This window comes from Paracoccus sp. S4493, assembly GCF_000967735.1.
GTDB classification, from domain to species: Bacteria; Pseudomonadota; Alphaproteobacteria; order Rhodobacterales; family Rhodobacteraceae; genus Paracoccus; species Paracoccus marcusii.
In genome coordinates, this window is sequence record NZ_JXYF01000018.1 from 1 (window position 1) to 22,357 (window position 22,357).

Below are 22,357 nucleotides of genomic sequence, written 5' to 3' on the forward strand. Positions count from 1 at the left end.
GCAGGCTGCTCTGCCGGGACTTCGGCCGGTGCTTCCTCGGGGGCAGGGGGCGCCTCGGCCGGGGCTTCCGGCGCGGGCTCCTCGACCGGCGCGGGCTCGGGCGCAGGCTCTTCCGCGGGCGCGGGCTCCGCCGGCGGCGGGTTCTGAGCTTGGTTCAAATCGGCACCGTCCTGCGGTCCCTCCTCGCCGGGGGCTGCGGGCGGGGGCGGAACCTGACCTTCGGGTGCGGCCTGCGCCAGGATCAGGTTCTGGGGGGCCGCCTGGTCGGGGGCCGGCATCGCGGTCTGGGCCATCGCAAGATGCGGTGCCATCAGCGACAGGCAGGCCGCGATGGCGGTTGTGTTATGGATAATCCGGCGCATGAGACGCTCCTTGTGGAAAATCGAATGACTGTCTTTGGTGCTTTAACAGGCACTTGCGCCAAGGGTTCCCAAACTTGCCGTGACCATCGCGTGATGGGCGGCGGTGCGCCATGCAAAAGGCCGCGCCGAAACGGCGCGGCCCTTGGGGCGGTTCGATAGAAACGACGTCAGACGCCGTCGCCGACAAAGGCCTTTTCGACGACGAATTCGCGCGGCTCGGAATTCGCGCCCTCGTTCAGGCCGAACCCTTCCAGGACCGCCTTGACGTCGACGTTGAACGCCAGGCTGCCGCAGATCATCGCGCGATCCTGTGCCGGATCGATGGGCGGCAGGCCCAGATCCGACAGCACCTTGCCCGAGGTCAGGTTGTCGGTGATGCGCCCCATGAAGGGCGAGGGCTCTCGCGTCGTCGTCGGATAGTATTTCAGCCGCTGGGCGAAATCGTCGCCATAGATCTCGGTCAGCAGCGGGTCGTGGCGCAAATTGTTCACCAGCTCGGCGCCATAGACCAGCTCTTCACCGGTGCGGCAGGTATGCATCATGATGACCTGCTCGAACCGCTCATAGGTCTCGGGGTCGCGCATCAGGCTGGCAAAGGGCGCGAACCCCGTGCCGGTGGCCAGGAACCACAGCCGCTTGCCGGGCAGCAGCGCGTCCAGGACCAGCGTGCCCACGGGTTTCGGACGCAGGATGATCTGGTCGCCCGGCTTGATGTGCTGCAGCTTGGAGGTCAGCGGCCCGTCGGGAACGATGATGGAATAGAATTCCAGCTCGTCGTCCCAGTTGGGCGAGGCGATGGAATATGCCCGCAGCAGCGGCTTGCCGTTGTCGCCCGGCAGGCCGATCATCACGAATTCGCCCGACCGGAAGCGCAGCGAGGCAGGCCGCGTCACCCGGAACGAAAACAGGCTGTCGGTCCATTTCGTGACCGAGGTCACGGTCTGGGCATCGGGAACGGTAATCTTGGCGGCCTCGGTCACGGGCAGATCCAGCGTCATTGTTGCAATCCTTGTCGTCTAATCGAAGGGGCGCGCAGGTGAAAGGGTCAGCCAGCCAGCTGCGCCCGATGGTCCCAGGCCTTCCAGTCGGCGCGGGCCAGCCATTGGTCCTGCGGCTGCCGGGCGGCGATGTCGGCGGCGACCTCGACCTCGTCGAAGCCCACGCGGCGCGCCATGGCGTATTGATCGGCGATCAGCCGCCCCGTCGCGCGCAGGCGACCGGTATAGCCCAGCTCGCGCAAGCGGCGGGCCAGCGTGAAACCGCGCCCGTCGCTGAAGGACGGAAAGGCGATCCCGATCAGCGGTTGATCCAGATGGTCGGCCAGGGTCGCGGGGGCGGTGTCGGGGGCCAGCACCACGGCGGGCTGGTCGGTCACCGGATGAAACCCGTCGTCACGGGCCAGGACGGGTTCGCTGTTCAACTGCTCGCTCATGCCGAGACCTTTCCGCGGACCATGCGCCCGCCGATGAAATGGATGCCGCATTCGGATTTCTCCTGGCCGCGCCAGCGCCCCGAACGGGGGTCTTCGCCCGGCTTGACCGGAGAGGTGCAGGGCGCGCAGCCGATCGAGGGATAGCCCTTGGCCACCAGCGGATGCCGGGGCAGGCGGTTTTCCACCATGTAATCCTGCACGTCCTCGGGACGCCAATGCGCCAGAGGATTAACGCGCAGGCGCGACGGGGGTTCGGGCTCGAAGAACTCCAGCGCGGCGCGCTGGCCGTTCTGGAACCGCTTGCGGCCCGTGATCCAGGCGTCATAGCCCGACAGCACGCGCTCCAGCGGCACCGTCTTGCGGAAATCGCAGCAGGCGTCGGGGTTCACCTTGTGCAGCGTTCCGTCCGGGTCATGGGCCGCGATCTCCGCCTCGCTGGCGGTGATGACCTGCACGTTGGTCAAGGACAGCCGCTCCGCGACTTCCTGCTGATAGGCCAGGGTCTCGGGGAACAGCATCTGCGTGTCGATGAACAGCACCGGCAGGCCCGGCGCGACCCGGCTGACCATGTGCAGCAGCACGACCGATTCCGCACCAAACGACGACACCAGCGCCACCTGCCCCAGATCGGGGTCGGTGACCGCGCGGCGCAGCACCTCGATGGCGGCATGGTGACGATAGCGGTCGTTCAGCCGCCCCGCGCGCGTGTCCAAGTTTCCGTCAAGCATCGGCGGCCACGGGATAGAGCGCGGCCTTGAACGGGGCCTGACCCAGACGGCGATAGGCGTCGATAAAGCGTTCGGACGCGTCCTCGCGGACCTCCAGATAGGCGCGCAGCAGACGGTCGATGGCCGGGACCACCTGTTCGGCGGGGAAGCCCGCGCCCGCGCGTTCGCCGATGGCCGGGATGTCATAGGCATCGCCGCCAAGCGTGATCTGATAGTTTTCCACGCCTGCACGATCCAGCCCCAGGATGCCGATATGGCCCAGATGGTGATGCCCGCAGGCGTTGATGCAGCCCGAGATGCGGATGTTCAGGTTGCCGATCTCCTCCTCCAGCCCGACGGAGCGGAAATGGTCGGCGATCTCCTCGGCGATGGGGATGGAACGCGCGGTGGCCAGCGCGCAGTAATCCATGCCGGGGCAGGCGATGATGTCGCTGGTCAGCCCGGCATTCGCGGTGGCCAGACCGGCGGCGCGCAGCTCGGCGTACAGCGCCGGCAGGTCCGACTTGTGCACATGCGGCAGGGCCACGTTCTGGTCGTGCATCACGCGCAGGTCGTTGTGGCCGAACCGTTCGGCCAGATCGGCCAGCAGGCGCATCTGGTCGGCGCTGGCGTCGCCCGGCGTCTGGCCCGGCGCCTTGAAGGTCACGACGACGCTGGCATAGCCCTCGACCCGGTGCTGATGCAGGTTCGTATCAGACCAGCTGCGGAAGGCCGGGTTCGCCTGACGCTCGGCCTCATAGCCATCGACGGGCGCGTTGCGGAAGGATGGCGCGCGGAAGCGATCCTTGAACACCGCCAGCGCGTCGCGGTCGGCGCCGTGGAAATCGCGGCGGCGGGCAAGGAACTCTTCCTCGATCTCGGCGCGCATGACGTCCAGGCCGCGCTCCAGCACGGTGATCTTGATGCGGGCCTTGTACTTGTTGTCGCGGCGGCCGGCCAAGTTGTAGGTCGCGATGATCGCCTCGACGTAAGGCAGCAGGTCCTCCTCGGGCAGGAAGTCGCGGACGACCTGGCCCAGCAGGGGCGTGCGGCCCAGACCGCCGCCGATCCAGACCTCGAAGCCGGTCTTGCCGTCGCGTTCCACCAGCCGCAGGCCGATGTCATGGGCGGCGATGACCGCGCGGTCCTTCTTGCCGCCGGAAATGGCGATCTTGAACTTGCGCGGCAGGAACTGGAATTCGGCGTGATCGGTCGACCAGCTGCGCAGCAGTTCCGCATAGGGGCGCGGATCGGCAGCCTCGTCAAAGGCCGCGCCGGCGAAGGCGTCGGTGGTCACGTTACGGATCGTGTTGCCGCTGGTCTGGATCGCATGCATGCCGACATCGGCCAGCGCGTCCAGCATATCGGGGATGTCCACCAGTTTGGGCCAGTTGAACTGGATGTTCTGGCGGGTGGTCCAGTGGCCGTAACCCTTGTCCCACTTCTCGGCCAGCAGGGCCAGGGTCCGCATCTGGTCAGGGCTGATCGTGCCATAGGGAATGGCCACGCGCAGCATGTAGGCGTGCAGCTGCAGATAGACGCCGTTCATCAGGCGCAGCGGCTTGAACTCGTCCTCCGTCAGGCTGCCGTCCAGGCGGCGGGCGACCTGGGCGCGGAATTCGGCCGCGCGCTGGCGGACATAATCGGTCTCGACGGGGCGGATATCAAACATGGGCGGTTTCCGTCTTCTGGGCGTCGGCTTGCCGATCGGCCTGGATTCCGTGGAAATAGTTGGACGGTCCGCGCTGGCGGAAGGCCTCGCGGAAATGGACGGGCTCGGGTCCGTCGGGACCGCGCCTGGCCTCGACCAGGTAGGGACCGACGACGATCTCGGATTGCGCCACGGCCTGCAGCAGGTCCAGGTCGGCGATGGCCTCGTCGTCATAGACGGTCGCCTGGCGCGGATCGCGGGTCCAGCCGTCGGCGCACATCCACACATTGTGGCCTTCGCGAAGGTCGTTCGCGGTGATGACGCCGGGGCGTGCGGCCGACAGGGGGAAGGACTTGCTCATGACTGGACCTCGCGGTTTTGCTGACCTCTATATAGAATTTCGTTCTGGATTCTGCACAGTGGTCGCGGCAAATAAGGACGATCGACCAAGGAGCGCGCCATGCCGGAACCGATTTCCCCCGATGCGGGCGCAGGCCAAACGCCTGTCCGCTTGGACGAGGTGGACCGCAAGATACTGTCCCTGCTGCAGCAGGATGCCAGCCTGTCGCTGGACCAGATCGCCGACCGGGTGGGGGCCTCCAAGACCCCGGTCTGGAACCGAATCCGCAAGCTGCGAGAGGCGGGCGTGATCCGCCGGCAGGTCGCCATCCTGGACCCCGAGGCGCTGGGGCTGGAGGCCTGCTTCTTCGTGCTGATCCGCACCAGCGAACATGACCGCGATTGGGCCGCGCGCTTTCTGCGCGCGCTGCGCGAGCGGCCCGAGGTGGTCGAGGCACACCGTCTGGCGGGCGACATCGACTATATCCTCAAGGTGCAGGTCAGGAACGCCCGCGCTTATGACCGCTTTTACCAATCGCTGATCGGCGAGGTGAAGATCCACAACGTCACGGCCCTGCTGTCGATGGAGGAGATCAAGGCGACCAGCGCCCTGCCCATCCCGGACGGGGAGCGCTGAGATGGATTGGGTGATCTGGCACAAGCCGACCTGCTCCACCTCGCGCTGGGTTCTGGCCGCGCTGCGCGAGGCGGGGATCGCACCCGAGGTGCGCGACTACATCGCCGCGCCGCCGTCCGAGGATGCGTTGCGCGATGCGCTGTCGCGTCTGGGCATCGGGGCGCGGGGGTTGCTGCGGCGCAAGGGAACGCCATTCGCGGAACTGGGGCTGGGTGATCCCGGCCTGTCCGATGATGCGCTGATCGCGGCGATGGCGGCCCATCCGATCCTGATCGAACGGCCGGTCGTCTTTGCGCCGCATGGCGCCGTGCTGTGCCGGCCGAAGGAGCGGGTCAGTGAGCTGATCGCCCGCAATCACGCAGGTGGTCCGCCGTGATCCGGTGGGGGTGCGGGGTGCGAACCGACAGATGACGCCCAGACTGCGGCGACATCGGCAGATGCCTTACGGATCGATCGGATCGAACGCCCCGACAGAGATGCCCAGCAACAGCCAACGCCGCCCCTCCAGCCCCAGGACCAGATCGAAGCTGACATGACGCGGCTGCAGCGGGACAAAGCCGGTCAGGCGCAGCTCCTGCCCGGTATCGGACAGTGCGCTGTCCAGGATGACCGGGTCGACGACCATCGCCTGCAGCAGGTCCAGCCGTTCCTCGCGCAGCGGCGTGAACAGGCCAGCCAGGCGCGTCGGATCGTTGGCCAATGCGAATTCCGGGGCGGCGATGTCGCGCAGCACCGTATAGTTGCCCGTCCAGTTGCCGTGGTTCACCGCCGCCAGCACATCGCGGATCAGCGCGGTGGCATAGCTGGGTTCGACTAGGGGGGCCTCGGCCCGGGGTTCGGGCTGCGGTTCGGCGGGGGCGTCCTGCGCATGGGCGCTGGCGCCGACCAGCGCCAGCGCCATCGCGATGGCCAGGGACAGCGCATGCGCCGTCCCCGTTCGTGTTGGGGCGTGGCCTACCACGCGTAGGTCACGCCGATGCGGCCACCGACCTGGTTGCGGTCGAAGCCATAGGTGATGCCCGCGTCGAACTGGGTGTTCGCATCGAAGCGGTAGCCCATCGACGCGGCCAGTGCCTGCGATCCCTCGAAGCTGCCGATGCTGGTCGACACGGCATAGGTCTTGTCCTCGGGGACATAGGGGGTGTTCAGCGCCATCGCCATCGCGATGCCTTCCTTGTTGTCCTCGACCTGCTGGCCCAGAGAGCGCACGCGGCCGTTCAGCGACGACATGCTCTCGCCGATCGACCGGTCGACCGCCAGGTTGCCCTGCGCGTCCGAGGTCACGACGCCGATGGGGGTGCCCTGCGCCGCCGTGCTAGCATCCGACGCGATGCCCGCCGCGCGATAGGTGTTGGCACCGTTGCCCAGCACGAACTCGTTCGCGCGGGTCGCGGTCGCGCCATCACCGATGGCGACCGAGTTGTCGGCCGCGGCGACCGCCTGGTTGCCAAGCGCGATCGACCCCGATCCCATGGCCATCGCGGCCTCGCCGATGGCGGTCGAGCGCACGCCGCTGGCCGCTGCCAGATGGCCGAAGGCATGGGCGCGTTCGGCGGTGGCCTGCGCCTGCCAGCCGAAGGCGGTGGCGGCGGTGCCGTTTGCGACCGATTCACCGCCGACCGCGGTGGTCGACGTTCCGTTCGCGACCGAGGTATCGCCAATGGCCAGCGCGTCCGTGCCGTTGGCGATGGATTCGTTGCCGATCGCGGTCGAGAAATCCGACTGGGCGTCGGCATTCTCGCCCACGGCCAGCGAGCGGACACCCTGCGCGGTGGCCAGGTGGCCGATGGCCTGGGCGCGTTCCGCGGTCGCCATGGACTGCCAGCCGATGGCGCTGGCGCCCGGCCCGGTCGCGACCGATTCGCCACCGATGGCGGTGGTCGAGTTGCCGTTCGCCGCCGCCGTGTCGCCCACGGCCAGCGCATCGACGCCATTGGCGATGGATTCGTTACCGATGGCGGTGGACAGGTCGGTCTGTGCGTCGGCATTCTCGCCGATGGCCATCGACCGGACGCCCTGTGCGGTGGCCAGGTGGCCGAAGGCCTGGGCGCGTTCGGCGGTGGCCTGGGCCTGCCAGCCAATGGCGCTGGCGCCGGGGCCGGTCGCGACCGATTCGCCGCCGACCGCGGTGGTCGAGGGGCCGGTGGCGGTCGCCTCTCCGCCGATGGCCACGCCGTCCACGGCGGTCGCGTCGGTCGAGGCGTTGTCGCCGATGGCGACCGACAGCGGGCCCTCGGCGATGGCGGTCGGGCCGCAGGCCAGCGATCCGGCGCCGCCTGCGCCCTGCTGGCATTCCTGTGCGGCAGCCGTGCCGACGGCGCCGATCATCGCGACGGCGGCAGCACCGCCGAGCACCATGGCGCGGGTACGGGGCAGGTAGGTCATGGGATTCTCCTCATCCGTTGGACAGGGCCTTTTGCGGGCCTCTGACCGGGGGACGCGGGAAACCGCCGACCGGATGCAGGATTTGTCGAATTAATTCCCGTGCGGCCTCAGTCGTCCACGACGTTCAGTATCTTGGGCAGCGCGGGGCAGGGCAGCAGCTGGTTCTTCGCCACGTCGGCCAGCGTGTGATTGTGCAGGAAGACATAGACATGCGCGGATAGGCTTTCCCACAGCCGGTTCGACAGGGTCTGCGCCCGCGACCCGGAAATGCCGCCCGACGCGCCCGCGCCGATATGCATGGCGCTGACGGTCTCGTCCACGGCCTCCAGGATCTCGGCCACACGGATCGTCTCGGGGGTGCGGGCCAAGCGGTATCCGCCGCCCGGACCGCGCACGGATGCCACCAGCCCCGCCCGGCGCAGGCGCACGAACAGCTGTTCCAGATAGGGCAGCGAGATGTCCTGGCGTTTCGAGATTTCGGCCAGAGAGGTCAGGTCGCCCCCCTTGGCGATGGCCAGGTCGGTCAGCGCGATGATCGCGTAGCGTCCCTTGGTGGACAGTTTCATGGCGCGTCTTCCCCCCGATGGTCCCTGCCGGGCCTGCCTTTGCATTGACGCGCGCCGTCGTCGCGCGCTATGCCCGGCCCAGCATGTTTCTTGCCAAACCTGTGCCGGCTGCCCAGATATCCCGTCTAGAAGCCATGCGCGCACGCGTCAAGAAACCCGACAGGACCTGTGAAGGACAACCATGCCCGAGCTGATTTTTCCCGGCCCCGAAGGCCGTCTCGAAGGCCGTTACCACCCTCAGCCCGGCAAGCCAGACGCCCCCATCGCCATCGTGCTGCATCCGCACCCGCAATATGGCGGGACGATGAACAACCGCGTCGTCTACAACCTGCACTATGCGTTCCACCGCATGGGATTCACGGTGATGCGGTTCAACTTCCGCGGCGTGGGCCGCAGCCAGGGCGAATTCGACCAGGGCATCGGAGAGCTGTCCGATGCCGCCTCGGCGCTGGATTACCTGCAGGCGATGAACCCCAACTCCAAGCATTGCTGGGTCGCGGGATTCAGCTTCGGCGCGTGGATCGGGATGCAGCTGCTGATGCGCCGCCCTGAGATCACCGGCTTCATCAGCGTGGCGCCGCCCGCGAACATGTACGATTTCAGCTTCCTGGCGCCGTGCCCGTCGTCGGGCCTGATCGTGAACGGCACCGCCGACCGCGTTGCTCCGCCCAAGGACACCGCCACCCTGGTGGGAAAGCTGCGCGAGCAGAAGGGCATCACCGTCACCCATGAGGAGATCGAGGGCGCGGACCATTTCTTCCGCGACGACGAGACCCACATGAAGCCGATGATCGACCTGGTGCAGGGTTACGTCAGGAAGCGCCTGACCGAGACGTCGCGCTGAGGGCTGCGGCCATGCTGGACGATGCGTTCGCCTTTCTGTGCGAGGCGGACCGGCTGAAGTCGGTCCACCGCGCCAGCGTCCTGATGGACCTGTCGCGCCCCGAGAACAGTGCAGAACACAGCTGGCACGTCGCCCTGTGGGCGATGGTGATGGGCGCCAGCGACCGCGCCATCGCGATGATCCTGATCCACGATCTGGTCGAGATCGACACGGGCGATCAGCCGATCCACCTGGATCATGACGTAGCGGGCCTGGCCATCGCCGAGGCCGCGGCGGCGGATCGCATCTTCGGTCTGACGCCGGACGGGGCGCGTCTGGCCGCCCTCTGGCGCGATTTCGAGGGGCGCGCGGACGCTGCCGCGGTGACTGCCAAGCGCATGGATCACGCACAGCCCATCTTTCAGGTACTGCAGGCGCGCGATCCGATCCCCGACCATGTCCGGATCGTGCGCGACAACCTGTCGGCCGGGCGCGCGGCGCGGTTCGAACGCGAATGGCCGCAGGGGTGGCAGGCCGCGCAGGCGCTGCTGTCCGGGCAGGAGGTCGCCCAGGGCGATCTGGCCCGCCGCCTGGCCTTTCTGGCCGAGGCCGACGCGCTGAAGGGCGTCCTGCGCGCAAACCGCCTGCTGGACGGATCGCGTCGCGAGAACAGCGCCGAGCACAGCTGGCATCTGGCGCTGTACGCGCTGGTGCTGGGCGGTCTGGCGGGGCCGGGCGTCGATCCGGGCCGCGTCATCCGGATGCTGCTGATCCACGATCTGGTCGAGATCGACGTGGGCGATGTGCCCCTGCATTCCGCCGGCGGGCAGGCGCATGGATCGGCGGCGATCCAGGCCGCCGAGGAGGCCGCCGCGCGGCGCCTGTTCGGCCTGCTGCCCGACCCGCAAGGGCAGCAGATGCTGGCCCTGTGGCAGGAGTTCGAGGCGGCGGCCAGCCCCGATGCCGTCTTCGCCAAGGCGCTGGACCGCTGCCAGCCCGCGGTCCAGAACCTGCGGTCGGGCGGCGCGGGCTGGGTCGAATACGACGTGACCCTGGCGCAGGTGGAAAGCCGCGTGGGCCCTTGGGTCGAACGCGGCTGCGCGCCGCTGTGGCAGTGGCTGCATAACGGTCTGCGCGCCCATTTCGCGGGCAGCTGATCACCGGACGGGCGTTTTGCATACCATCGCATACCGTCTTTCAATCGGACCCTTTTGCGGCTAGAAGCGGCGCGACCGTATCCACCGCACAAGGGGCAGTTCATGTCGAAGATCAAGGTTGCCAATCCCGTCGTCGAGCTGGACGGGGACGAGATGACGCGGATCATCTGGGACTTCATCAAGCAAAAGCTGATCCTGCCCTATCTGGACATCGACCTGAAATATTACGATCTGGGCATCGAGGAGCGCGACCGCACCAATGACCAGATCACCATCGACGCGGCCGAGGCGATCAAGCGCCACGGGGTCGGCGTGAAATGCGCGACCATCACCCCCGACGAGGCGCGGGTCGAGGAATTCGGCCTGAAGAAGATGTGGCGCAGCCCCAATGGCACGATCCGCAACATCCTGGGCGGCGTGATCTTCCGCGAGCCGATCATCTGCAAGAACGTGCCGCGGCTGGTGCCCGGCTGGACGCAGCCGATCATCGTCGGCCGCCACGCCTTTGGCGACCAGTACAAGGCCACCGATTTCCGCTTTCCGGGCAAGGGCAAGCTGACGATCAAATTCGTCGGCGAGGACGGCGAGACGATCGAGCACGAGGTCTATGACGCCCCCGCCGCCGGGGTCGCGATGGCCATGTACAATCTGGACGATTCGATCCGCGATTTCGCCCGTGCCTCGCTGAACTATGGCCTGGCGCGCGGCTATCCGGTCTATCTGTCGACCAAGAACACGATCCTCAAGGCCTATGACGGCCGCTTCAAGGACCTGTTCCAGGAGGTCTACGAGGCCGAGTTCCAGGACCGGTTCAAGAAGGCCGGCATCCATTACGAACACCGCCTGATCGACGACATGGTCGCCAGCGCCATGAAATGGTCGGGCGGCTATGTCTGGGCGTGCAAGAACTATGACGGCGACGTGCAGTCGGACACCGTCGCGCAGGGCTTTGGCAGCCTGGGCCTGATGACGTCGGTCCTGATGACGCCGGACGGCAAGATCGTCGAATCCGAGGCCGCCCATGGCACCGTCACCCGCCACTATCGCGAACACCAGAAGGGCAATGCGACCTCGACCAACTCGATCGCGTCGATCTTTGCCTGGACCGGCGGCCTCAAGCACCGCGCCAAGCTGGACGACAACGCCGCCCTGCTGACCTTTGCGCAGACGCTGGAGAAGGTGACCGTCCAGGCGGTCGAGGACGGCCACATGACCAAGGACCTGGCGCTGCTGGTGGGTCCCGACCAGAAATGGCTGACCACCATGGGCTATCTGGAAAAGGTCGACCAGTACCTGAACAAGGCGCTGAACTGATCGCGAAGGCCGGGCAATCGCCCGGCCTTCTGCTTTTCGAGGGCGCAGGATGCATTTCTCCGTTGTCCAAATACCCCCGGGGGGATCGCCGCAAGGCGATGGGGGGCTGGCCCCCCTTTCTTTGGAACCCGGCCTGCGTTAAGGGCAGGGCGTCCCAAGCAGGAGTCCCGCGATGAAAGCCGCTGTCGTCACCTTTCCCGGATCGAATTGCGACCGCGACCTTGCCGTCGCGCTGGAACAGGCGGGGGCCGAGGTGGTGCGCGTCTGGCACAAGGACAGCCAGCTGCCCGACGGGATCGACCTGGTCGGCGTGCCGGGCGGGTTCTCCTATGGCGACTATCTGCGCTGCGGGGCGATCGCCGCGCATTCCCCCATCGCCGACGCGCTGCGGGCCCATGCGGCGCGGGGCGGCTATGTGCTGGGGATCTGCAACGGCTTTCAGGTGCTGACAGAACTGGGCCTGCTGCCCGGCGCGCTGATGCGCAACACCGGGCTGACTTTCCTGTGCAAGCCGTCGGTCCTGACCGTGGGCACCGCGGACAGCGCCTTCACCGGCGGTTACGCCAAGGGCCAGCGGATCTGCATTCCGGTGGCCCATCACGACGGCAACTATCAGATCGGCACCGAAGGCTTGGCGCAGCTGCGCGATCAGGACCGCATCGCCTTCACCTATGCCCCGGCGATCAACGGGTCTGTCGGCGACATCGCGGGCGTGCTGTCGGAAAACCGGCGCGTCCTGGGCATGATGCCGCATCCCGAACGCGCCGCCGACCCGGTCACGGGCGGCACCGACGGGGCGGCGCTGTTCACGGGGCTGGCCACGGCGCTGACGCACGCCTGACTTGAGCCGGACCGTTCTTCGCCATAGATTGCGTCAGCCGATCTTGTGGGACGGGTCCGTGCGTGGTCACTGAGGATCATATCGAAGACAGCGCCGAACGCAGGCGCGGCAGGGTCGGCCAGCCGGTCAACCCTTGGTGGCTGCGTGCGACGATCGCGCTGATCTGCATGGCGGCGCTGGGCACGATCTGGGTCACCAACGCATGGCTGACCGACCGCTTCTCCGAGAACACGCGCGTGCGGTCCGAACTGCGTCTGGCGCTGTATTCGGGCAACCTGATGTCGGAACTGCAGCGCAATTCGGTCGTGCCCTTGCTGCTGGCACGCGATCCGGCGCTGATCGGGGCGCTGAACGGCAACGATTTTTCCACCACCTCGGCGCGGCTGATGACCGCGCAGAAAGAGATCGGCGCGGCCTCGATCCGCTTGCTGGACGCATCGGGGCGGGTCGTGGGGGCCACGGACCGCTATCAGATCGGCACGAACAGCGTCGCGGCCCCGCAATATGTCGAGGCACTGCGGTCGCGCGACACGGTCTTCACCGTGTCCGAACTGGCATCGGGCGCCCATGAGTTCGCCTATTCCCGCGCCGTGGTGTCCGAGGGGCGGACGCTGGGTGTGATCGTCGTCGGCGCCGACCTGACCCGGCTGGAACGGTCCTGGGCGGGCATTTCCGATGCTGTGGCCGTCACCGACAGCGAGGGTGTGATCATCCTGTCGACCGAGCCGCGCTGGCGAGGCCTGACCGTCGCCGAGGCGCAGGCGGTGCGCGATGCGCCCTCTGCGATCCGGCGGGCGTTCCAGGTGACGGCGGACTGGACCTCCAGCCCCGCCGACGCCTATGTCCAGGGCCGCGCGGTGATGCAGTCCGAGGCGCGGGTGCCATTCCGCGGCTGGCGGATGATCAGTTTCACCGCCTATTCGTCCGTGCGTGAGCGCGTCAACGCCATTCTGGCGCTGCAGATCATGGGTTTCGCCATCCTGCTGGCGGGGGCGTTCTGGATGCTGTCGCGGCGCGCGCGCATCCAGAGCCAGGCCTATATGCGCGAATCGGCCGACCTGCGCGCCCTGAACGCCCGCCTGACCCGAGAGATCGCGGAACGCGAGCGCGTGCAGAAGGAGCTGCGCGTGGCCGAGCAGACCATGCAGCAATCCTCCAAGCTGGCCGCCCTGGGAGAGATGTCGGCCGGCGTCAGCCACGAGCTGAACCAGCCCTTGGCCGCGATGAAGACCTATCTGGCGGGGGCGCGGCTGCTGCTGCAGCGCGGCCGCCCCGAGGAGGCGCTGTCCAGTTTCCAGCGCATCGACGACCTGATCGACCGGATGGGTGCGATCACCCGGCAGCTGAAGTCCTATGCCCGCAAGGGCGGCGAGGCGGTCGAGCCGGTCGATCTGCGCGCCGCAGTCAGCAGCGCGCTGACCATGATGGAGCCCCAGCTGCGCACCCGACCCATCCGCATCATCCGCATCGTGCCGCGCGAGCGGGTGATGGTCATGGCCGACCGCATCCGGCTGGAACAGGTGCTGATCAACCTGCTGCGCAACGCGGTCGACGCGGTCAAGGGCCGCCCCGACGCCGCGATCGAGATCACGGTCGAGGCCGCGGCTCACGCCTATGTGTCCGTCCGCGATAACGGGCCGGGTGTCTCGGACCTGGAAAAGCTGTTTGAACCCTTCTGGACCACCAAGAAGCCCGGTGAGGGGACCGGGCTGGGGCTGGCGATCTCGTCCACGATCGTCGCCGATTTCGGGGGTCGCCTGACCGCCCATAACGAAAACACCGGCGGAGCGGTGTTCCGGGTCGAGCTGCCGCTGCATCGCCCCGGACAGCCCCGTCAGGCCCTGGCGGCCGAATGACGCAACACGAGAGGATGACAAGAATGTCCCGCAAGCTGAAGATCGCCATCGTGGATGACGAACCCGACATGCGCGAATCGATCAGCCAGTGGCTGGTCCTGTCGGGCTTCGAGACCGAGACCTTTGCCAGCGCCGAGGACGCGCTGAAGGTCATCGGGTCCGACTGGCCCGGCATCGTCGTCAGCGACATCCGCATGCCCGGCATGGACGGCATGGCCTTTCTGAAACGCCTGATGGGCCTGGATTCGAACCTGCCCGTCATCATGATCACCGGCCATGGCGACGTGCCCATGGCGGTCGAGGCGATGCGCCTTGGCGCGATGGATTTCATGGAGAAGCCCTTCAACCCAGACCGCATGACCCAGCTGGCCAAGAAGGCCACGCAGGCCCGGCGCATGACCCTGGACAACCGCGCCCTGCGCCGCGACCTGTCGGAAGGCCAGCAGGTCATGTCCAAGCTTATCGGCGCCAGCCCGGTGATGGAGCGCCTGCGCGAGGACATCCTGGACCTGGGCCAGGCCGACGGCCACGTGCTGATCGACGGCGAGACCGGCACTGGAAAGACGCTGGTCGCCCATGCGCTGCATGCGGTCGGGCCACGCGCGTCCAAGAAGTTCGTGCCGGTCAGCTGCGCGGCCTACAACGACGAGGCCCTGGCATCGCGCCTGTTCGGCCCCATCGAGGACGGGCTGCCCGCCGTCGAGGAGGCCCGCGCCGGCACGCTTTGCCTGGAGGATGTCGAGGCCCTGTCCGAGGCGCTGCAGGCCCGCCTGCTGGCGTTCATCAGCGAGCAGGGCACACCTGCCGAGACGCGCATCATCGCCATCAGCAACGCTCGTGGCGAGGGCCGCAAGGCCGAGGATTCGCTGCGCCCTGACCTGTTCTATCGCCTGTCGGCGCTGAAGATCACCCTGCCGCCGCTGCGCGCGCGGGGCGAGGACATCCTGGCGCTGTTCACCCGCATGACCGAGCAGTTCAGCGAGGAATACGGCTGCGAGCCGCCTCAGGTCAGCGCGCAGGAGGCCGCGCAGCTGCTGCAGGCGCCCTGGCCGGGCAACATCCGCCAACTGATCAACGTGGCCGAACGCGCCGTCTTGCAAAACCGCCGCGGGTCGGGGTCGATCGCGTCGCTGCTGATGGCGGATGGCGAGGACAACCAGCAGGCCACCACCACCGAGGGCAAGCCGCTGAAGGAATATGTCGAGAGCTTCGAGAAAATGCTGATCGACAACACCATGCGCCGCCACAAGGGCAGCATTTCCGGGGTGATGGACGAACTGTGCCTGCCGCGCCGGACGCTGAACGAGAAGATGGCCAAGTACGGCCTGCAACGCGGCGACTATCTTTAAGGGACCATTGGGGGCGGCACGACCTGCCGCCCCCAACTGTCCGGGTCCCGCCGTCCGAATAAACACGCGATGGTCACAGCAACACACTGGACCGCAGGAACCGTCTTCAGGAAACTTGTGACACGACCCCGCACCTGCGGGACACTGGTGAAAGCGGGGCGAAAGCCCCGTACCGGTTTTGGGTGAACATCACCCGACCGTGGTTCAACCATAGCTTGCGACCCGTCGGTTTCCAACTGTCCATTTGGACAGGAAGATCAAGCATCCCCCTGTAAACTAAGCCTTTATCTGCATTTCCTGCAATTTGTCGGCCAGGCGACAGTTCGGCGCGCCCGGGGTCGCGGGACTTGCGAAAGATGCCTGTGGGGATTACGCCGCAGGAGACCACGGAAAGGCAGCCCGCATGAGCGTTTCGTCCGACGACAAGTTGACCCCCCGCACCCCCCATCCCCGGACCCAGGCCGTCCATCACGGCACCCGGCGCAGCCAGTATGGCGAGATGGCCGAGGCGATCTTCCTGACCCAGGGCTTCGTCTATCCCGACGCGGCCTCGGCCGAGGCGCGGTTCCAGGGCACCGGCCCGGACGAGTTCATCTATGCCCGCTACGGCAACCCCACCAGCCGCATGTTCGAGGACCGCATCGCCGCGCTGGAGGGGACCGAGGACGCCTTTGCCACCGCCAGCGGCATGGCCGCCGTCAACGGCGCGATGTTCGCGATGTGCAAGCCGGGCGATCACGTCGTCGCGGCGCGGGCGCTGTTCGGGTCCTGCCTGTACGTGCTGGACCTGCTGGTGCGGTTCGGGGTCAAGGTCAGCTATGTCGACGGCACCGATCTGGACCAATGGGCCAAGGCGATCACGCCCGGCACGCGGGCGGTGTTCTTCGAGAGCGTGTCAAACCCCACGCTGGAGGTGATCGACATCCGCGCCGTCGCGGACCTTGCCCATGCGGCGGGCGCGACGGTGGTGGTCGACAACGTGTTCGCGACCCCGGTCTTTTCCCGCGCGGTCGAGCAGGGGGCCGATGTGGTCGTCTATTCCGCGACCAAGCATATCGACGGCGGCGGGCGGGCGCTGGCCGGGGTGATCTGCGGCACGCGCCAGTTCGTGCGCGAGGTGGCCGAGCCCTATCTGAAGCATACCGGCGGGGCGATCAGCCCGTTCCATTCCTGGATCATGCTGAACGGGCTTCAGACCATGGACCTGCGCGTGCGCGCCCAGGCCGAGGCCGCCGCGGGCATCGCCGCCGCGCTGCACGGCCATCCGGCGCTGAGCCGCGTGATCTATCCGGGCCTGGCCGATCATCCGCAGCACGACCTGGCCATGCGGCAGATGGGGTCGGGCGGCACGATGATCGCGATGGAACTGGCGGGCGGCAAGGAGGCGGCCTTCGCCGCGCTGGATCGTCTGCGGATCATCGCGATCTCGAACAACCTGGGCGATGCGAAATCCATCGTGACCCATCCGGCAACCACCACCCATTCGCGCCTGACCGATGAGGACAAGGCGCGCCTTGGCATCACGCCGGGCCTGTTGCGCCTGTCGGTGGGGTTGGAGGACGCGCGTGACCTGACCGCCGATCTGATGGACGCGCTGCAGGGCTGAGCCGGGCTGCGTCATCGTGGCGTGGCGCATCTGCAGGGGCGGGCTGACATTTGTTGTGCCGCCCCCTATATCTGTGGCGATCACGCCGGAGGCACCATGACCGAGATCCGCCCCCTGACCCCCGCCTATCCCGCGCTGGCGCGCAGCTATGACGCGGAGTTCCGCGTGGACCCCGCCTACAAGGACAGCCTGCCGGACCTGCAGAACGGGCCTGCCAGCCTGATCGTGGGCGCGCGCACCGCGATCCAGCATGTGGGCATCTCGAACTTTCGGCTGCCGATCCGCTATCTGGTGCGCGACGGCGGAGAGATCACGCTGGAGACCAGCGTGACCGGCACCGTCAGTCTGGAGGCCGACCGCAAGGGCATCAACATGTCCCGGATCATGCGGTCGTTCTATGGCCACGCCGATCATGCGTTCAGCCTGTCGGTGCTGGAGGCGGCGCTGGACGATTACAAGACCGACCTGGACGCGCTGGATGCGCGGATCCAGATGCGGTTTTCGTACCCGGTGCGGGTGGACAGCCTGCGGTCGGGCCTGTCAGGCTGGCAATATTACGACATCGCGCTGGAGGTGATCGACGTGGCCGGCGCGCGGCTGCGGGTCATGCATGTCGATTACATCTATTCGTCGACCTGCCCCTGTTCGCTAGAACTGTCCGAGCATGCCCGACAGACGCGCGGGCGGCTGGCCACCCCGCATTCGCAGCGGTCAGTCGCGCGGATATCGCTGGTGATGGACGGCCCCGAGCGGATCTGGTTCGAGGATGTCATCGCGCTTTGCCGCGCCGCCGTGCCGACCGAGACGCAGGTCATGGTCAAGCGCGAGGATGAGCAGGCCTTTGCCGAGCTGAACGCGGCGAACCCGATCTTTGTCGAGGATGCGGTGCGGGCCTTTGCGGGCCAGCTGATCGCCGATCCGCGGGTGGGCGATTTTCGTGTCGTGGCAAGCCACCAGGAATCGCTGCATTCTCATGATGCGGTCAGCCTGCTGACCAGCGGGCCGACCTTTGCCCAGGCATCGCTGGACCCTGCGACCTTTGCGGGGTTGCGCGCCTGATCTGCGTCCCGCGGTGGCCGGGGGAGCTGCGCGCCCCCCGGACCCCCTGCTGATGGGGCGCACCATTTCGGCACGGGTGAGAACATAGGGCGAACGTCGGGCTTTCCTTGGCGCGCGGCGATGCCTATGTTGGCGGAATGGAGCATTTCAACGATTCCGATGATCTGGCGGCGGTGCCGCTGTCGCAGCGCGCGATGGCCGCGCGGCCCGCGCCGTATCTGGACGGGCTGAACGCCGCGCAGCGCGCCGCTGTCGAGGCGCTGGACGGGCCAGTCCTGATGCTGGCGGGGGCAGGCACGGGCAAGACGCGCGCGCTGACCACGCGGATCGCGCATCTGCTGATGCTGGGCAAGGCGCGGCCCGGGCAGTTGCTGGCCGTGACCTTCACCAACAAGGCTGCGCGCGAGATGAAAGACCGGATCGGCCGCCTGCTGGGCGATGCGGTGGAGGGGATGCCTTGGCTGGGCACCTTCCACAGCATCAGCGTCAAGATTCTGCGGCGGCATGCCGAGCTGATCGGGCACGGCAACCTGCACCTGAAGCCCAGCTTTACCATTCTGGACACGGACGACCAGATCCGCCTGCTGAAGCAGCTGATCGCGGCCGAGAACATCGACGAGAAGCGTTGGCCCGCACGGCAGCTGGCGCATCTGATCGACGGGTGGAAGAACCGCTGCATCACGCCCGGCAACCTGCCCCGGGGCGAGGGTGAGGCATTTGACGGGCATGGCGGCAAGCTGTACGCGTCCTATCAGGACCGGCTGCTGACGCTGAACGCGGTCGATTTCGGCGACCTGCTGATGCATTGCGTGACGCTGTTCCAGGCGCATCCAGACGTGTTGCGCCAATGGCAGGACCGGTTCCGCTATATCCTGGTGGACGAGTATCAGGACACCAACGTCGCGCAGTACATGTGGCTGCGGCTGTTGGCGCAGGCGCATCGCAACATCTGCTGCGTGGGCGACGACGACCAGTCGATCTATGGGTGGCGCGGGGCCGAGGTTGGCAACATCCTGCGGTTCGAGAAGGACTTTCCGGGCGCCGAGGTGATCCGGCTGGAGCAGAATTACCGGTCCACGCCGCAGATCCTGGCGGCGGCGTCCGGCCTGATCGCGGCGAACCAGGGGCGGTTGGGCAAGACGCTGTGGACCGACGCCGAACCCGGAGAGCCGGTGCGCCTGATCGGGCATTGGGACAGCGAGGCCGAGGCGCGCTGGATCGGCGAGGAGATCGAGGCGTTTCAGGGCGGCCATCGACAGGCCTTGGGCCGCGTCAGCCTGAACGACATGGCGATCCTTGTGCGCGCGTCGCACCAGATGCGGGCCTTCGAGGACCGGTTCATGACCATTGGCCTGCCCTATCGGGTGATCGGCGGCCCGCGCTTCTATGAGCGACAGGAGATCCGCGACGCGATGGCCTATTTCCGGCTGGTGGTGTCCCCGGACGACGACCTGGCCTTCGAGCGGATCGTGAACACGCCCAAGCGCGGCTTGGGCGACAAGGCGCTGCAGACGGTCCAGCATGCGGCGCGGCGGAACGGCGTGAACCTGCTGGAGGGTGCGCGCATCGTCGTGGAGGAGAAGCAGCTGGGCGGCAAGGGTTTGGCGAACCTGCGCGATTTCGTGGCGCTGATCGGGCGGTCGCACATGGCGGTGCGCGACGGGGTGGGCCATGTGGAACTGGCCGAGCGGGTGCTGGACGAATCGGGCTATACCGCGATGTGGCAGAACGACAAGTCGCCCGACGCGCCGGGACGGCTGGACAACCTCAAGGAACTGGTCAAGGCACTGGAGGAATTCGAGAACCTTCAGGGCTTTCTGGAGCACGTGTCGCTGGTCATGGACCGCGACGACGGAGAGCAGGCCGAACAGGTCAGCATCATGACGCTGCACGGTGCCAAGGGGCTGGAGTTTCCGGTCGTCTTCCTGCCGGGCTGGGAAGACGGGCTGTTCCCGAACCAGCGCGCCATGGACGAGCAGGGCACCAAGGGCCTGGAGGAGGAGCGGCGGCTGGCCTATGTCGGCATCACCCGCGCCGAACGCCTGGCCACGATCACCTTTGCCGGAAACCGGCGCATGTACGGGCAGTGGCAGTCCAGCCTGCCGTCACGATTCATCGACGAGTTGCCCCAGGACCATGTCGAGGTGCTGACCCCGCCGGGCCTGTACGGCGGCGGATACGGCGCGGCCATGGCGATGGCGGGCGGCACGCGGATGGACGAACGGGTGGCCAAGGCCGATGTCTATGCCTCTCCGGGATGGAAGCGGATGCAGGCGCGGGCCGCCGATCGCGGCCAGCCGGTACATCGCACCCCCGTCACGATCAACGCGGCGCCCGCGTCGCGATTCACCGTGGGCGACCGCGTGACCCACGCCAAGTTCGGCGAGGGTCAGGTGATGGGCATCGCCGAGGACACGCTGACCGTCCAGTTCGAGGTCGGGTTCAAGAACATCAAGGCGGCCTATGTTCAGCCGGCGGGCGGGGGCGACGACGTCCCCTTCTGACGGCGGGACAGGCGGGGCTGTCCCGCGCGGGTCAGGGCCTGGGCATAGGCCGCGTCGACATCCGTGCCCGGATGGTTTTCTGCCAGCCGCAGCAGGCGGAAATGGATGTCTGCGACCCGTTCGTAGTAATCAAGGAAGGCATAGTTGATCGCGGCCCCCGTCGCCGCGCCCAGGACCGGAACGGCCTGCGCGCCCAGCTTGGTCGTCAGGCGGGTCGCGAACTGACCGGCAAAGCGGGTGATCAGCGTCGACACGGTCTGCCCGTTGGTCAGCAGGCGGTTCGCCAGGAACGATTGCGCGGCCGCGTCGCCTTCCTGTCCCGGCTCGCCGTACTGGAACACCGCCAGGCATTCCAGCCGCACCCGCGGATCGGTGGTGTCAAAGCCATGCTTGCGCGCGACCTTCTGGATGGAATTGAAGATGACCGTGGTCGAGGCCACCAGGTCAGGCACGATGCCCGCCAGTCCGAACCATCCGCCCGTGGCTCCCGACATCACCGCCGCCGCCCTGTTGGCGACCAGCGGCGCGTCACGCACCACGCTGATCCCGTCGCCGCGCGCGGACAGGTCGTACAGTTGGCGGAACGCACTTTCCATGACCTTCTCAAGTGACAGGGGCGACAGGCCCAGGACCGTGGTGGCCGCGCCTTCGGTCAGCCGGCCCACCGCCTCGACCCCGCGCATCAGCAGGCCGCGCCCGGCCAGCTGGCGGGCGGCCAGGCGGTCCAGTTCGGCCTGCAGGTCGGCAGTCGGGTCGGTCAGCGCGGTCGAGGTCATGGTCATGCTCCTGGTCAGTCGGCCCATTCCGGGTCGGTGGTAAACGCGATGGTCAGCCAACGGTTCGTGATGTCGCCGCCGATGGCCTCGCCGATCTGGTCGCGGATGGCGTCCCATTCCTCCAGCGGGCGGGGGGGCTGGCCCTGGGGGACGATGAAGTACAGCTCGATCTGGCGGCCGCGCCCGACACGGGCGACATAGGCGCGGTGGTCCAGAAAGCCGTGTTGGGCAACCACGTCGCCAGCCACGGCGTCGACCTCGGCCAGCATGTCGGAGGGCGTGATCAGCAGGATGTCGGCCAGCGCCCTGCGGATGGTCGGCACCGGCAGCGGGATCACGATCACGCAGACCAGCGCCAGCACGGCCGGATCGACATAGGGCGACAGGGGGGCCAGCGCCGTTCCCTGGATTGCCCAGCCAAAGACGAAGGCCGCCAGCAGCGCCCCCGTCAGCGCGGCCGAGATGGTCCAGCCCTGCACGTCCAGCGCCACGAAGTTCGACCGGATCGACCGGTTGGCGTGACGGTTGTGGATTGCCATGCCGATGGCGACGATCAGCACCACCGTGGCATAGAGGATGGCCCGCCCGAACTGCAGCGGGTGGCCGCCGGTCAGCAGGCTGCCCACCGCCGTCACCAGCGCATAGACCGCGGCCCCCGACAGCAGGATGCCGTTCAGGCCCAGGACCATCGGCTCCAGGTGCCAGAAGCCCATCGTGAACCGCTGGACCAGCCGGGCCTGGCGGCGTTCCGACAGGCGTTGGGTGATCAGCGACGACACCAGCAGCGCGACCGACGTCATCACCGCATCCGTCAGCGAATAGATGCCGTCGAAGATGATCGACGCCGACCCCGACGCCACGCCGAAACCGATCCCCACCGCCGCCACGACGAAGGTCATGGCGATCGACAGGCGCAGGACGGCTTGTTCGGACATCGGGCGGGTCATGGGGGTCCTTTCGGCCGCCGAACGCCGCACGCGTTCAAAGGGTTGC

General features: G+C 67.4%; 21 protein-coding genes and 1 pseudogene. 11 read left to right on the plus strand and 11 right to left on the minus strand.

Annotated elements, in window-relative coordinates; translation table 11 throughout:
* From TW83_RS20425 to TW83_RS03700, 6 genes and pseudogenes are all read right to left on the minus strand, one after another.
* A pseudogene (locus tag TW83_RS20425) lies at positions 1-362 on the minus strand (hypothetical protein); the annotation flags it as partial.
* Positions 363-529: 167 nt separating this feature from the next.
* Positions 530-1,360 (minus strand): ferredoxin--NADP reductase, encoded by an 831-nt coding sequence (locus TW83_RS03680; RefSeq protein ID WP_045981424.1) that lies wholly within the window; start codon positions 1,358-1,360, stop codon positions 530-532.
* A 47-nt stretch (positions 1,361-1,407) separates the two neighbouring features.
* Entirely contained in the window at positions 1,408-1,794 is a 387-nt protein-coding gene (locus tag TW83_RS03685) for a DUF934 domain-containing protein (protein ID WP_045981425.1), read from the minus strand.
* Positions 1,791-2,522, minus strand: a complete 732-nt coding sequence (locus tag TW83_RS03690; protein WP_045981426.1) for a phosphoadenylyl-sulfate reductase — start codon at positions 2,520-2,522, stop codon at positions 1,791-1,793. The genes TW83_RS03685 and TW83_RS03690 overlap by 4 nt, the downstream gene beginning before the upstream one ends.
* Complete coding sequence (locus TW83_RS03695; protein WP_045981427.1) at positions 2,515-4,173, minus strand: nitrite/sulfite reductase; 1,659 nt, start codon at positions 4,171-4,173, stop codon at positions 2,515-2,517. The genes TW83_RS03690 and TW83_RS03695 overlap by 8 nt, the downstream gene beginning before the upstream one ends.
* Positions 4,166-4,513 carry a DUF2849 domain-containing protein gene (locus tag TW83_RS03700; RefSeq protein ID WP_045981428.1) on the minus strand — a complete coding sequence of 116 codons (348 nt, stop codon included), beginning with the start codon at positions 4,511-4,513 and terminating at the stop codon, positions 4,166-4,168. Before TW83_RS03700 ends, TW83_RS03695 begins: the two co-directional genes overlap by 8 nt.
* Before the next feature lie 99 nt (positions 4,514-4,612).
* Here TW83_RS03700 and TW83_RS03705 point away from each other — a divergent pair, with 99 nt between their 5' ends.
* Both TW83_RS03705 and arsC read left to right on the plus strand, forming a co-directional pair.
* The gene (locus TW83_RS03705; RefSeq protein ID WP_045981429.1) at positions 4,613-5,128 is read left to right on the plus strand and encodes an Lrp/AsnC family transcriptional regulator; all 516 of its coding nucleotides are present in this window, start codon (positions 4,613-4,615) and stop codon (positions 5,126-5,128) included.
* Position 5,129: 1 nt separating this feature from the next.
* A complete protein-coding gene (gene arsC / locus TW83_RS03710; protein ID WP_045981430.1) occupies positions 5,130-5,504 on the plus strand; it encodes an arsenate reductase (glutaredoxin) in 375 nt (124 codons plus the stop codon).
* Positions 5,505-5,570: 66 nt separating this feature from the next.
* Here arsC and TW83_RS03715 read toward each other — a convergent pair whose 3' ends face one another.
* From TW83_RS03715 to TW83_RS03725, 3 genes are all read right to left on the minus strand, one after another.
* Positions 5,571-6,089: a hypothetical protein gene (locus tag TW83_RS03715; RefSeq protein WP_148911343.1), complete on the minus strand. Its 519-nt coding sequence runs from the start codon at positions 6,087-6,089 to the stop codon at positions 5,571-5,573.
* Complete coding sequence (locus TW83_RS03720) at positions 6,083-7,513, minus strand: YadA-like family protein (protein ID WP_052714611.1); 1,431 nt, start codon at positions 7,511-7,513, stop codon at positions 6,083-6,085. The genes TW83_RS03715 and TW83_RS03720 overlap by 7 nt, the downstream gene beginning before the upstream one ends.
* Before the next feature lie 107 nt (positions 7,514-7,620).
* Positions 7,621-8,079, minus strand: coding sequence for an Rrf2 family transcriptional regulator (locus TW83_RS03725; protein ID WP_045981432.1), 459 nt, complete (start codon positions 8,077-8,079; stop codon positions 7,621-7,623).
* Positions 8,080-8,260: 181 nt separating this feature from the next.
* Between TW83_RS03725 and TW83_RS03730 the strand changes: the two genes are divergently transcribed.
* The 9 genes from TW83_RS03730 to TW83_RS03770 all read left to right on the plus strand — a co-directional run bounded on the left by TW83_RS03730 (position 8,261) and on the right by TW83_RS03770 (position 20,588).
* Positions 8,261-8,923 carry an alpha/beta hydrolase gene (locus TW83_RS03730; protein WP_045981433.1) on the plus strand — a complete coding sequence of 221 codons (663 nt, stop codon included), beginning with the start codon at positions 8,261-8,263 and terminating at the stop codon, positions 8,921-8,923.
* 11 nt (positions 8,924-8,934) lie between these two features.
* Entirely contained in the window at positions 8,935-10,059 is a 1,125-nt protein-coding gene (locus tag TW83_RS03735; RefSeq protein ID WP_045981434.1) for an HD domain-containing protein, read from the plus strand.
* A 102-nt stretch (positions 10,060-10,161) separates the two neighbouring features.
* A complete protein-coding gene (locus tag TW83_RS03740) occupies positions 10,162-11,373 on the plus strand; it encodes an NADP-dependent isocitrate dehydrogenase (RefSeq protein ID WP_045981435.1) in 1,212 nt (403 codons plus the stop codon).
* Between the two features lie 172 nt (positions 11,374-11,545).
* A complete protein-coding gene (gene purQ / locus TW83_RS03745) occupies positions 11,546-12,214 on the plus strand; it encodes a phosphoribosylformylglycinamidine synthase subunit PurQ (protein WP_045981436.1) in 669 nt (222 codons plus the stop codon).
* 167 nt (positions 12,215-12,381) lie between these two features.
* On the plus strand, positions 12,382-14,070 hold the full coding sequence (locus TW83_RS03750; protein WP_084693898.1) for an ATP-binding protein: 1,689 nt from the start codon (positions 12,382-12,384) through the stop codon (positions 14,068-14,070).
* Between the two features lie 23 nt (positions 14,071-14,093).
* Positions 14,094-15,419, plus strand: coding sequence for a sigma-54 dependent transcriptional regulator (locus tag TW83_RS03755; protein ID WP_045981437.1), 1,326 nt, complete (start codon positions 14,094-14,096; stop codon positions 15,417-15,419).
* Positions 15,420-15,822: 403 nt separating this feature from the next.
* Entirely contained in the window at positions 15,823-17,025 is a 1,203-nt protein-coding gene (gene metZ, locus TW83_RS03760) for an O-succinylhomoserine sulfhydrylase (RefSeq protein ID WP_045981438.1), read from the plus strand.
* Positions 17,026-17,121: 96 nt separating this feature from the next.
* Positions 17,122-18,084, plus strand: a complete 963-nt coding sequence (gene folE2, locus TW83_RS03765; RefSeq protein ID WP_045981439.1) for a GTP cyclohydrolase FolE2 — start codon at positions 17,122-17,124, stop codon at positions 18,082-18,084.
* Positions 18,085-18,221: 137 nt separating this feature from the next.
* The gene (locus TW83_RS03770) at positions 18,222-20,588 is read left to right on the plus strand and encodes a UvrD-helicase domain-containing protein (RefSeq protein ID WP_045981440.1); all 2,367 of its coding nucleotides are present in this window, start codon (positions 18,222-18,224) and stop codon (positions 20,586-20,588) included.
* On the opposite strand, the gene TW83_RS03775 is transcribed toward TW83_RS03770, so the two are convergent.
* Both TW83_RS03775 and TW83_RS03780 read right to left on the minus strand, forming a co-directional pair.
* A complete protein-coding gene (locus tag TW83_RS03775) occupies positions 20,552-21,370 on the minus strand; it encodes an EcsC family protein (protein ID WP_157020510.1) in 819 nt (272 codons plus the stop codon). The two genes, TW83_RS03770 and TW83_RS03775, sit on opposite strands and share 37 nt — an antisense overlap.
* 8 nt (positions 21,371-21,378) lie before the next feature.
* Positions 21,379-22,311 (minus strand): cation transporter, encoded by a 933-nt coding sequence (locus TW83_RS03780; RefSeq protein WP_204245713.1) that lies wholly within the window; start codon positions 22,309-22,311, stop codon positions 21,379-21,381.
* Between the last annotated feature and the right edge of the window lie 46 nt (positions 22,312-22,357).

Bases quoted from the DNA above. Each gene is read 5' to 3' on its own strand.
- TW83_RS03680 (WP_045981424.1), bottom strand. From the start codon at position 1,360: ATGACGCTGGATCTGCCCGTGACCGAGGCCGCCAAGATTACCGTTCCC.
- TW83_RS03685 (WP_045981425.1), bottom strand. From the start codon at position 1,794: ATGAGCGAGCAGTTGAACAGCGAACCCGTCCTGGCCCGTGACGACGGG.
- TW83_RS03690 (WP_045981426.1), bottom strand. From the start codon at position 2,522: ATGCTTGACGGAAACTTGGACACGCGCGCGGGGCGGCTGAACGACCGC.
- TW83_RS03695 (WP_045981427.1), bottom strand. From the start codon at position 4,173: ATGTTTGATATCCGCCCCGTCGAGACCGATTATGTCCGCCAGCGCGCG.
- TW83_RS03700 (WP_045981428.1), bottom strand. From the start codon at position 4,513: ATGAGCAAGTCCTTCCCCCTGTCGGCCGCACGCCCCGGCGTCATCACC.
- TW83_RS03705 (WP_045981429.1), top strand. From the start codon at position 4,613: ATGCCGGAACCGATTTCCCCCGATGCGGGCGCAGGCCAAACGCCTGTC.
- arsC (WP_045981430.1), top strand. From the start codon at position 5,130: ATGGATTGGGTGATCTGGCACAAGCCGACCTGCTCCACCTCGCGCTGG.
- TW83_RS03720 (WP_052714611.1), bottom strand. From the start codon at position 7,513: ATGACCTACCTGCCCCGTACCCGCGCCATGGTGCTCGGCGGTGCTGCC.
- TW83_RS03725 (WP_045981432.1), bottom strand. From the start codon at position 8,079: ATGAAACTGTCCACCAAGGGACGCTACGCGATCATCGCGCTGACCGAC.
- TW83_RS03730 (WP_045981433.1), top strand. From the start codon at position 8,261: ATGCCCGAGCTGATTTTTCCCGGCCCCGAAGGCCGTCTCGAAGGCCGT.
- TW83_RS03735 (WP_045981434.1), top strand. From the start codon at position 8,935: ATGCTGGACGATGCGTTCGCCTTTCTGTGCGAGGCGGACCGGCTGAAG.
- TW83_RS03740 (WP_045981435.1), top strand. From the start codon at position 10,162: ATGTCGAAGATCAAGGTTGCCAATCCCGTCGTCGAGCTGGACGGGGAC.
- purQ (WP_045981436.1), top strand. From the start codon at position 11,546: ATGAAAGCCGCTGTCGTCACCTTTCCCGGATCGAATTGCGACCGCGAC.
- TW83_RS03750 (WP_084693898.1), top strand. From the start codon at position 12,382: ATGGCGGCGCTGGGCACGATCTGGGTCACCAACGCATGGCTGACCGAC.
- TW83_RS03755 (WP_045981437.1), top strand. From the start codon at position 14,094: ATGTCCCGCAAGCTGAAGATCGCCATCGTGGATGACGAACCCGACATG.
- metZ (WP_045981438.1), top strand. From the start codon at position 15,823: ATGAGCGTTTCGTCCGACGACAAGTTGACCCCCCGCACCCCCCATCCC.
- folE2 (WP_045981439.1), top strand. From the start codon at position 17,122: ATGACCGAGATCCGCCCCCTGACCCCCGCCTATCCCGCGCTGGCGCGC.
- TW83_RS03770 (WP_045981440.1), top strand. From the start codon at position 18,222: ATGGAGCATTTCAACGATTCCGATGATCTGGCGGCGGTGCCGCTGTCG.
- TW83_RS03775 (WP_157020510.1), bottom strand. From the start codon at position 21,370: ATGACCATGACCTCGACCGCGCTGACCGACCCGACTGCCGACCTGCAG.
- TW83_RS03780 (WP_204245713.1), bottom strand. From the start codon at position 22,311: ATGACCCGCCCGATGTCCGAACAAGCCGTCCTGCGCCTGTCGATCGCC.